Genomic DNA, 10,432 nt, shown 5'->3' with positions numbered 1-10,432 from the left:
GGTACTGCAGGGGGGACCCTGTGGGAGAGTAGGACGCCGCCGAACAATCATTGTGGGAAAGCCCCGCACCTTCTGGTGCGGGGCTTTTCTGCGTTCACGGGACGGGACCCGGTGGGCGGGGGCGGCGTGGGCGGGAGGTAAGGTCAGGGGTCAACGTCAGCACCGTCCCAGCAGGAGGCCCCCGGGTGGAGGTCCAGGAGACCGAGGTCCAGACGGACCGGGTCCTCACCATCCCCAACATTCTCAGCATGGCGCGTCTTCTCGGCGTGCCGCTGTTCCTGTGGCTCATCCTCCGGCCAGAGTTCGGCGGGCCCAACAGCGATGTATGGGCGCTGCTCGTGCTGATGCTCAGCGGCGTCAGCGACTACCTCGACGGCAAGCTGGCCCGCAAGTGGAACCAGATCAGCAGCCTCGGCAGGCTCCTCGACCCGGCGGCCGACCGGCTGTACATCCTGTCCACGCTCCTGGGGCTCACCTGGCGCGAGATCCTGCCGCTGTGGCTGACCGTCGTGCTTTTGGCACGGGAAGTCATGCTGCTGGTCATGGTGGGAATCCTCCGCCGGCACGGCTACCCGCCGCCGCAGGTGAACTTCCTCGGAAAAGCTGCGACTTTCAACCTCATGTACGCGTTCCCGCTGCTGCTTCTCAGTGACGGAACCGGATGGCTGGCGTCACTCGCTGAAGTTTTCGGATGGGCTTTCGCCGGATGGGGTACAACTCTGTATTGGTGGGCAGGGATCCTCTACGTGGTCCAGGTCCGCCGACTCGTGAAGGCGGATACCGAGGCCGATTGAGCCCTTCCGTCCCGTGCCGAGCAGCGTCGCCGGCAGGAACGAGGACGCCCCCGGGGCGAGTGAGCGGACAGGGCTCGTCGGCAGGACCGTCGTCTCTTAAGGAGGACGCTTCCGACATGAAGGCCGTCGTGATGGCCGGTGGCGAAGGAACCCGCCTTCGCCCCATGACCTCGAGCATGCCCAAGCCTCTTCTGCCGGTGGTGAACCGGCCGATCATGGAGCACGTCCTACGACTGCTCAAGAGGCACGGTCTCAACGAGACCGTCGTCACCGTCCAGTTCCTCGCCTCTCTCGTCCGGAACTACTTCGGTGACGGCGAAGAGCTCGGAATGGAGCTCACGTACGCCAATGAGGAGAAGCCTCTCGGCACAGCGGGCAGTGTGAAGAACGCCGAGGAAGCGTTGAAGGACGACGCTTTCCTCGTGATCTCGGGGGACGCCCTCACCGATTTCGACCTCACCGACCTGATCCGGTTCCACAAGGAGAAGGGCGCGATGGTCACGGTCTGTCTGACGCGCGTGCCGAATCCGCTGGAATTCGGCATCACCATCGTCGACGACGAAGGACAGGTCGAGCGCTTCCTGGAGAAGCCGACCTGGGGCCAGGTCTTCTCGGACACCGTGAACACGGGCATCTACGTCATGGAGCCCGAGGTGTTCGACTACGTCGAGGCCGACGTGCCGGTCGACTGGTCCGGTGACGTCTTCCCGCGGCTGATGCAGGAGGGCAAGCCGATCTACGGCTACGTCGCCGAGGGCTACTGGGAGGACGTCGGCACCCACGAGAGCTACGTCAAGGCACAGGCCGACGTGCTCGAGGGCAAGGTCCAGGTCGACATCGACGGCTTCGAGATCTCGCCCGGCGTGTGGGTCGCCGAAGGCGCCGAGGTGCACCCCGACGCGGTGCTGCGCGGTCCGCTGTACATCGGCGACTACGCCAAGGTCGAGGCCGGCGCCGAGATCCGCGAGCACACCGTCGTCGGCTCCAACGTGGTCGTCAAGAGCGGCGCCTTCCTGCACAAGGCCGTCGTCCACGACAACGTGTACATCGGGCAGCACAGCAACCTGCGCGGCTGCGTCATCGGCAAGAACACCGACGTCATGCGGGCGGCCCGGATCGAGGACGGGGCCGTCATCGGTGACGAGTGCATGATCGGCGAGGAGTCGATCGTGCAGGGCAACGTACGGGTCTACCCGTTCAAGACCATCGAGGCCGGCGCCTTCGTCAACACCTCGGTGATCTGGGAGTCGCGCGGCCAGGCCCACCTCTTCGGCACCCGCGGCGTGTCCGGGATCCTCAACGTCGAGATCACCCCCGAGCTTGCCGTCCGGCTCGCCGGGGCGTACGCGACGACGCTGAAGAAGGGCGCCACCGTCACCACTGCCCGTGACCACTCCCGTGGCGCCCGCGCCCTCAAACGGGCCGTGATCTCCGCGCTCCAGGCCAGCGCCATCGACGTGCGCGACCTGGAGAACGTACCGCTGCCGGTGGCCCGGCAGCAGACCGCGCGGGGCAGCGCCGGCGGGATCATGGTGCGTACCTCCCCCGGAGTGCCGGACTCGGTCGACATCATGTTCTTCGACGAGCGGGGCGCGGACCTGTCGCAGGCCCGGCAGCGGAAGCTGGACCGCGTGTACGCGCGCCAGGAGTACCGGCGGGCCTTCCCCGGCGAGATCGGCGACCTGTCCTTCCCGTCGAGCGTCTTCGACTCGTACACCGGCTCGCTGCTGCGGAACGTCGACACCAGCGGGATCGCGGAGGCCGGGCTGAAGGTGGTCGTCGACGCGTCCAACGGCAGCGCGGGGCTCGTGCTGCCGAGCCTGCTGGGCCGGCTCCAGGTGGACTCGCTGACCATCAACCCGGGACTCGACGAGTCGCGGCCGACCGAGTCCATCGAGCGGCGGCGGGCCGGGCTCGTCCGGCTCGGGGAGATCGTGGCGTCGGCGCGGGCCGCGTTCGGCGTGCGGTTCGACCCCGTGGGCGAGCGGCTGTCGCTCGTCGACGAACGGGGCCGGATCATCGAGGACGACCGGGCGCTGCTGGTGATGCTCGACCTGGTGGCGGCCGAGCGGCGGTCGGGACGGGTCGCGCTGCCGGTGACCACGACCCGTATCGCCGAGCAGGTGGCCGCGTACCACGGCACCCAGGTGGAGTGGACGACCACCTCGCCCGACGACCTGACCCGGGTCGGCCGGCAGGAGTCGACCATCTTCGGCGGCGACGGGCGCGGCGGGTTCATCGTGCCCGAGTTCAGCAGCGTCTTCGACGGGGCCGCGGCCTTCGTGCGGCTCATCGGGCTGGTGGCGCGGACCCAGCTCACGCTCAGCCAGATCGACGCCCGCATCCCGCGCGCCCACGTGATCAAGCGGGACATCGCGACGCCGTGGGCGGTGAAGGGGCTCGTGATGCGGCGGGTCGTCGAGGCGGCCGGCAGCAGGTCGGTCGACACCACGGACGGCGTGCGGGTCGTGGAGGCCGACGGGCGGTGGGTGATGGTGCTGCCGGACCCCGCCGAGGCCGTCACCCATCTGTGGGCCGAGGGCCCCGACGACACGTCCGCGCAGGCGCTGCTCGACGAATGGGCGCAGGTGGTCGAGAGCGCCGGTCGCTGACCCGGCGGCGGTGAGGGGCCGGGCGGCGCGGGAGCGAGCCGCCCGGCCTTTTCCCGGGGCCATTCGGTGGTACGGCGTGCGACGTGCGACGATGTGCGGCATGTCGCAGCAGCCCCCCGATCGGAGCACCGGTTCTCCACCCCCGCGCCCGGACGCGTCGATGTCGCTGCTGAACAACGTCATCGACCACGCGCTGGACGACGGGTACGCGGAGGCGACCGCCCGGCGCGCGGCGGAGGGCGGTGCGCTGCCGAAGCCGCTGCGGGCCAAGCTCGGCCTCGCGGCCGGGCTGGTGCTCGCCGCCGCGGTGGTGACCGTCGGTGCCGCGGAGGCCCGGGTGTCGGCGCCCGTCGTGGCCAAGGAGCGGCAGGAGCTCATCGACCGGATCGAGAACGAGAACCGGGCGGCCGACGACCTGGAGCAGGACGTCGAGCGGATCCGTGCGGAAGTCGGCGACCGGCAGCGGGCGGCGCTCGACCAGCACGGCGGCGACCAGGCGGAACTGGTCGCGCTGCTCTCCGGCGCCACCCCCGTCCGGGGTCCGGGCGTGAAGCTCGTGGTCGACGACGCCAAGGGGTCCGACAGCGGGGGAGGCGGGCCGCGGGAGAGCGCCGGCTTCTCCGACACCGGACGGGTGCGCGACCGCGACATGCAGCGGGTGGTCAACGGGCTGTGGGAGGCGGGCGCGGAGGCCGTGTCGATCAACGGGCAGCGGCTGACGTCGCTGTCGGCGATCCGGGCCGCCGGTGACGCCATACTCGTCGACAACCGGCCGCTGGTGCCGCCGTACACCGTCCTCGCCGTCGGGGACGGGCAGCGGCTGAGCACCGCCTTCCAGGACAGCGCGGACGGGCAGTACCTGCACGCGCTGGTGGAGAACTTCGGGATCCGCAGCAGCATCTCGGCCGAGGGCGAGCTGAGCCTGCCGGCCGCGCCGAGCCTGATCGTACGTACAGCTGAGCCGAGGGGGGCCGGGGCGGCGACGCCGACCGGCGGCGCCCCGGCGGACAAGGGGAAGGCAACATCGTGATCGCCGTACTGGGCCTGATCGTCGGAGTCGTGGCGGGACTGCTGGTCCGGCCCGAGATCCCGGCCGTCGTCGAGCCCTACCTCCCGATCGCCGTGGTCGCCGCCCTCGACGCGGTCTTCGGCGGCCTGCGGGCCATGCTCGACGGGATCTTCGTCGACAAGGTCTTCGTCGTCTCCTTCCTCTCGAACGTGGTCGTCGCCGCGCTGATCGTCTTCCTCGGCGACAAGCTCGGCGTCGGCGCGCAGCTGTCCACCGGTGTCGTGGTCGTGCTCGGCATCCGGATCTTCTCCAACGCGGCCGCGATCCGCCGCCATGTCTTCCGGGCGTGAGGCCGATGAGTGTGAACCCGAACGAGCGGCCGGAGCGCGGCGAGGAGAAGCCGAAGGCGCCGGAGGCCCCGACGGCGGCCGAGGCGGCGGAGGCAACGGCGGACCCGAAGGCGGCGGAGGCGCGGGCCGCGGAGGGCCGTGAGAGCGCTCCCGAGGGCGTCCTGGCGTCCCCGGAGGCCGGGACCGGTTCCGGGGGCGCGCCGGACGGGCGGCGGCGTCTGCTGGACGCCCTGTGGCCGCCGCGGGTGACGCGGGCCCAGCTCGTGGTGGCGCTGCTGCTGGCCTGTCTCGGCTTCGGCCTCGCCATCCAGGTCTCGTCGACCAGCGAGGGCAGTGCCCTGCGCGGGGCCCGGCAGGAGGACCTGGTCCGGATCCTCGACGAGCTCGACGACCGGACGCAGCGGCTGGAGGACGAGAAGGCGCGGCTGGAGAAGCAGCGCTCCGAGCTGGAGTCCAGCTCCGACCAGGCCGAGGAGGCCCGCCGGCAGACGCAGGAGAAGGAGCGGCAGCTCGGGATCCTGGCCGGGACGGTGGCCGCCCAGGGGCCGGGCATCACGCTGACGGTGACCGACCCGGTCGGCGCGGTCGAGTCCGACATGCTGCTCGACGCCATCCAGGAACTGCGGGCGGCCGGCGCCGAGGCGATCCAGGTCGACGGGGTGCGGGTGGTCGCGGACAGCTATTTCACCGGCGGCGGTGAAGACATGCGGATCGATGGAACGCAGGTGACCGCTCCGTACGTCTTCAAGGTCATCGGCAAGCCCGAGGATCTCGAGCCCGCGCTCAACATCCCCGGAGGAGTCGTGCAGACCCTCGAGAAGGAGCAGGCCACGGCCACGGTGGAGCGGTCGGCGAAGATCGTCGTCGACGCCTTGCGACCCGCGAAGCGGCCTGACTACGCTCGGTCGTCCTCCCAGTGAGAGAGGGGGCGAGGGGTCCCGCGACATGGGCTCGAGCGTTGCGGGGGGTCGGCGCACCACAACGGTGGTGCGTGGTGGAAACTGTCCGGAGGATGCGGACGTTGTGAAGGTGTCCGGGTCGGCAGGTGTGATGGATCTCGGTTCGTCCTGCCCCACGGGCGGGTCTGTTTCGGTCAAGGGGAATCGCCCGTGAAGTTGTTTGCGAAGTTGTTCGGCAAGAGCGCACGCGAGGACGGCGGCAACGCCAGGCACCGCGCGCCGCGCCATGCCCAGAGCGAGGAGCAGGGCGGCGAGCGCCCGCTCTTCCGTGACGAGGTCGGTGGCGACATTCCGGGCGCGCCGGGCGCGTCGGCTGTTGACCCCGCCGGTGCCGCGCGCATAGGTTTCGGTGAACCATCAACCTCAAGTACGGGTGGAGGGTTCAACCCCGATCCGTACGCGACCCAGACCTCCGCGGGGCAGCCGCGGCAGGAGGACGCGTCCATGCCGGTGTGTACGAGGTGCGGTCACCGCAATACGGCGGACAGCCGGTTCTGCTCCCACTGCGGTTCGCCGCTGCGGGGCGGGGTCGCCGCCGAGCGTCCCTCCGAGACCACGTCGACGATCTCGATCTCGGGTCTGGAGGCGTACGACGCCGAGACCACCGGTCAGATCGCGATGCCGGCGCTGTCGCCCGAGGCCCTGGCGGCCGTCGAGGCGCTGCCGCCCGGTTCCGCGCTGCTGGTGGTGCGCCGGGGTCCGAACTCGGGCAGCCGCTTCCTGCTGGACGGCGAGCTGACGACGGCCGGCCGGCACCCGCAGAGCGACATCTTCCTGGACGACGTGACGGTCTCCCGGCGCCACGTGGAGTTCCGCCGGCGCCAGGACGGCAGCTTCACCGTCGCGGACGTGGGCAGCCTCAACGGCACCTACCTCAACCGTGAGCCGATCGACTCCGACGTGGTGCTCAACAACGGCGACGAGGTGCAGATCGGCAAGTACCGGCTGGTCTTCTACGCGAGCCAGCGAGGCGTCTGACGGCGTCACACGCCTGGCGGAGATCCTTCAGGAAAGGTCCATGGTGCGAACACCGACGGGCGGCGCCGGTTCCGGCGCCGCCACCGCGGGCGACCGGCTGGTGAGTATCGGCACCGTGCTGAACCAGCTGCGGGACGAGTTCCCCGAAGTGACGATCTCCAAGATCCGCTTCCTGGAGGCCGAGGGGCTGGTCGAGCCCCGGCGTACGGCCTCCGGGTACCGGAAGTTCAGCCCGCAGGACGTGGAGCGGCTCGCCGCCGTCCTGCGGATGCAGCGGGACCACTATCTTCCGCTGAAGGTCATCCGGGAGCACCTCGACGCCGTCGCCCGGGGCGAGGACGTGCGGCTGCCGTCGCCCGGGCGGCGCCGCGACCTGCTGGACGGGCTGCTCGACGGGCCCGCGGACGAGGCGGCCGGTGAGCGGCCGGCCGTGATGCGGCTGGGCCGGGCCGAGCTGGTGGCGGCGGCCGGGGTGACCGAGGCCGAGCTGGCCGAGTGGGAGTCGTACGGTCTGATCGCGGAGTGCGAGGGCGGCGGGTACGACGCGGAGAGCGTGAACGTGGCCCGGATCGTCGCCGATCTGGGGCGGTTCGGTCTGGAGCCCCGGCATCTGCGGTCCGTGAAGGCGTCGGCGGACCGGGAGGCGGGGCTGATCGAGCAGGTCGTGGCGCCGCTGCGGCGCCACCGCAACCCGCAGACCAGGGCACATGCCGAGGAGACCGCCGCCGAGCTGGCGCAGCTGTCGGTGCGGCTGCACGCCGCGCTGGTGCAGACGGCGCTCGGGATCCGCCTCCAGTGACCTTCCGGCGGACCTCCGCGGGCGGGTTGCGGGGGTGCTGAGGAGGGGCCCGACTATCCAAACCGGTCGGGCACGTCCTAGGGTTGCTGTGTGAACGAGCTCGACGTTGTGGGTGTCCGGGTGGAAATGCCCTCCAACCAGCCGATCGTGCTCCTGCGCGAGGTGGGAGGCGACCGGTACCTGCCCATCTGGATCGGACCCGGCGAGGCGACCGCGATCGCCTTCGCCCAGCAGGGCATGGCGCCGCCGAGGCCGCTGACGCACGACCTGTTCAAGGACGTGCTGGAGGCGGTGGGCCAGGAGCTCACCCAGGTCCGCATCACGGATCTGCGGGACGGGGTCTTCTACGCCGAGCTGGTCTTCGCCAGCGGTGTGGAGGTGAGCGCGCGGCCGTCCGACGCGATAGCCCTGGCCCTGCGGACCGGTTCGCCGATCTTCGGCAGCGACGGTGTCCTCGACGACGCCGGCATCGCGATCCCCGACGAGCAGGAGGACGAGGTGGAGAAGTTCCGCGAGTTCCTCGACCAGATCTCGCCCGAGGACTTCGGGAGCCAGTGACCCGGGGCGCCGGGGCGGGCGCGGTGGCCGGGATCGTCGCGGCCGGATGGCCGGGCGGGGCGAGCGGCCTCGGCGCATTCGAGTAGCCTTTCCCCGGACTCGGGTACGTGAAACCACACTCTGGGTGATTATCACTCGGCGTGCCGAGTGTGGCGATCGTTGACGCACCCCTGGTGACTGCCTACCTTCGAGTGGGCAGGTCAAGGACGGAGGGTCGGCGTGATGAGCAGCGCGGACGGTACGGCAGGGAGCTCGCTCGGACGTGTGTCCGAGGAGAGCGTTCCGTATCCGCTTCACGGCAGTGTGGGCGACTTCGGCACGGAGACGGGCGCCGGGGTGGCGGACGAGACGATCGGCTACCGCGGTCCGACGGCGTGCGCCGCCGCCGGCATCACTTACCGCCAGCTGGACTACTGGGCCCGCACCGGGCTCGTCGAGCCGAGCGTGCGGCCGGCGTACGGCTCCGGCACGCAGCGGCTGTACAGCTTCCGGGACGTCGTCGTCCTGAAGATCGTCAAGCGTTTCCTCGACACGGGCGTGGCCCTCCAGAACATCCGGGCCGCCGTGCAGCACCTGCGGGCCCGCGGCTTCCGCGATCTGGAGCGGATGACGCTGATGAGCGACGGGGCGACGGTCTACGAGTGCTCCTCGCCCGACGAGGTCGTGTCGCTGCTCCAGGGCGGGCAGGGCGTCTTCGGGATCGCGGTGGGCGTCGTGTGGCAGGACGTCGAGGCGGCGCTCTCGCAGCTGCACGGGGAGCGCGTCGACACCGGCGAGACGCTGGTCGGACACAACCCGCAGGACGAGCTGGCGCGCCGGCGGCGCGACCGGGCCGTCTGAGGGTTCCCTTCCGGCCGGTGCGGGCGGGTGCCCGTACCGGCGATTGTCAGTGGCGTGAGGCAGCATCGGAGACGTGAGAGCCGCCCCCACGATCCTGCACCTGGACATGGACGCCTTCTTCGCCGCGGCCGAGCAGGCGTCGAAGCCGAGCCTGCGCGGGAAGCCGGTCGTGGTCGGCGGGCTCGGGCCGCGCGGTGTGGTCGCGACCGCGTCGTACGAGGCGCGGCGCTTCGGGGTGCACTCGGCGATGCCGATGGCGCAGGCGCGGCGGCTGGCGCCGCACGCGGCGTACCTGGTGCCCCGGTTCGCCTTCTACCGGGCGATCAGCGGTCAGGTCATGGAGCTGCTGGCGCGGCTGTCGCCGCTGGTGGAGCCGCTGAGCCTCGACGAGGCGTTCGTGGACCTGGAGGCCGGCGGGCTCGCGGACGACAGCGCGAGCGCGCGGGCGGTGGGGGAGCGGCTGCGGGCGGAGATCCTGGCGACGACCGGGCTGACCGGGTCCGTGGGGCTCGCCGGGTCGAAGATGCTGGCGAAGATCGCCTCGGAGGAGGCGAAGCCGGACGGTCTCGTGCTGATCGAGCCGGGCACCGAGCGGGCGCTCCTGGCGCCGCGGTCGGTGCGGATCATCCCCGGAGTGGGGCCGGCCACCGGTGACCATCTGCGGCGGGCCGGGATCACGACGGTCGCCGAGGTCGTGGAGGCCGGCGAGGACGAGCTCGTACGGATCCTGGGGCGGTCGCACGGGGCCGGGCTGTACCGGATGGCGCTGGGGCACGACGACCGGCCCGTGGTGGCGGAGCGGGACGCGAAGTCGGTGTCCGTGGAGGACACCTTCGACGTGGACCTGCACGACCGGCTGCGGATCCGGCTGGAGGTGGAGCGGCTGGCGGAGCGGTGCGTGGCGCGGCTGCGGGGCTCGGGGCACTCGGGACGGACGATCGTGCTGAAGGTGCGCCGGTACGACTTCTCGACGCTGACCCGGTCGGAGACGCTGCGGGGGCCGACGGACGATCCGCTGGTGGTGCGGGAGGCGGCGGAGCGGCTGCTGGAGCTGGTGGACACGACGGGCGGGGTGCGGCTGCTGGGGGTCGGGGTGAGCGGGCTCGCGGACTACACGCAGGAGGACCTGTTCGCCCAGGCCGAGGCGGAGGCGGCGGGGGAGGCCGAGGCCGCTGCGGCCGGGGCGGGGGCCGGAGCCGGTGGCGTCGCCGGTGCGGCGGATGCGGCGGATGCGGCCGATGTGGCGGACGTGGTGCCCGCCGCGCCGGCGACCGCCTCCGAGACCGCGGTACGCCGGTGGGCGCCGGGCCACGACGTGCGGCACGCGGTGCTCGGGGCCGGCTGGGTGCAGGGCAGCGGGCTGGGGCGGGTCACGGTCCGGTTCGAGGAGCCCGGCGCCACGGCCCCGGGGCGGGTGCGGACCTTCGCCGTGGACGATCCGGAGCTGGAGCCGTCGGACCCGCTGCCGCTGGTGCCCGGCGGGGTGACGGGGGCGGAGGCGTCCGCCCCGGTGCTCCAGACGGGTGAGTGACC

10 protein-coding genes are annotated in these 10,432 nt (G+C 71.6%); all 10 read left to right on the top strand.

What is annotated here, in order from left to right; genetic code table 11:
• Positions 1-185: 185 nt before the first annotated feature.
• The 10 genes from ACFVQZ_RS09445 (at position 186) to ACFVQZ_RS09400 (ending at position 10,430) form a co-directional block, all read left to right on the top strand.
• Complete coding sequence (locus ACFVQZ_RS09445; RefSeq protein WP_030492464.1) at positions 186-794, top strand: CDP-alcohol phosphatidyltransferase family protein; 609 nt, start codon at positions 186-188, stop codon at positions 792-794.
• A gap of 116 nt (positions 795-910) precedes the next feature.
• Positions 911-3,406: a mannose-1-phosphate guanyltransferase gene (locus ACFVQZ_RS09440; RefSeq protein WP_030492463.1), complete on the top strand. Its 2,496-nt coding sequence runs from the start codon at positions 911-913 to the stop codon at positions 3,404-3,406.
• A gap of 100 nt (positions 3,407-3,506) precedes the next feature.
• A complete protein-coding gene (locus ACFVQZ_RS09435) occupies positions 3,507-4,436 on the top strand; it encodes a DUF881 domain-containing protein (protein WP_383620788.1) in 930 nt (309 codons plus the stop codon).
• Positions 4,433-4,765, top strand: coding sequence for a small basic family protein (locus tag ACFVQZ_RS09430; RefSeq protein WP_030492461.1), 333 nt, complete (start codon positions 4,433-4,435; stop codon positions 4,763-4,765). The genes ACFVQZ_RS09435 and ACFVQZ_RS09430 overlap by 4 nt, the downstream gene beginning before the upstream one ends.
• A gap of 5 nt (positions 4,766-4,770) precedes the next feature.
• Positions 4,771-5,685: a DUF881 domain-containing protein gene (locus ACFVQZ_RS09425; RefSeq protein WP_383620786.1), complete on the top strand. Its 915-nt coding sequence runs from the start codon at positions 4,771-4,773 to the stop codon at positions 5,683-5,685.
• An 81-nt stretch (positions 5,686-5,766) separates the two neighbouring features.
• Positions 5,767-6,702, top strand: a complete 936-nt coding sequence (locus tag ACFVQZ_RS09420) for an FHA domain-containing protein (protein WP_081958857.1) — start codon at positions 5,767-5,769, stop codon at positions 6,700-6,702.
• A gap of 40 nt (positions 6,703-6,742) precedes the next feature.
• On the top strand, positions 6,743-7,501 hold the full coding sequence (locus ACFVQZ_RS09415) for a MerR family transcriptional regulator (protein ID WP_030492458.1): 759 nt from the start codon (positions 6,743-6,745) through the stop codon (positions 7,499-7,501).
• Positions 7,502-7,591: 90 nt separating this feature from the next.
• Complete coding sequence (locus tag ACFVQZ_RS09410; protein WP_030492457.1) at positions 7,592-8,059, top strand: bifunctional nuclease family protein; 468 nt, start codon at positions 7,592-7,594, stop codon at positions 8,057-8,059.
• A gap of 222 nt (positions 8,060-8,281) precedes the next feature.
• Positions 8,282-8,899: a MerR family transcriptional regulator gene (locus ACFVQZ_RS09405; protein WP_321192342.1), complete on the top strand. Its 618-nt coding sequence runs from the start codon at positions 8,282-8,284 to the stop codon at positions 8,897-8,899.
• A 73-nt stretch (positions 8,900-8,972) separates the two neighbouring features.
• The gene (locus ACFVQZ_RS09400) at positions 8,973-10,430 is read left to right on the top strand and encodes a DNA polymerase IV (protein WP_383620785.1); all 1,458 of its coding nucleotides are present in this window, start codon (positions 8,973-8,975) and stop codon (positions 10,428-10,430) included.
• Positions 10,431-10,432: the final 2 nt, after the last annotated feature.

The sequence above is a fragment of the Streptomyces sp. NPDC057854 genome, assembly GCF_042797055.1.
In the GTDB taxonomy this organism is placed as follows: domain Bacteria; phylum Actinomycetota; class Actinomycetes; order Streptomycetales; family Streptomycetaceae; genus Streptomyces.
Note: the sequence above shows the minus strand (reverse complement) of the source record. Positions and strands in the feature narration are given on the sequence as shown.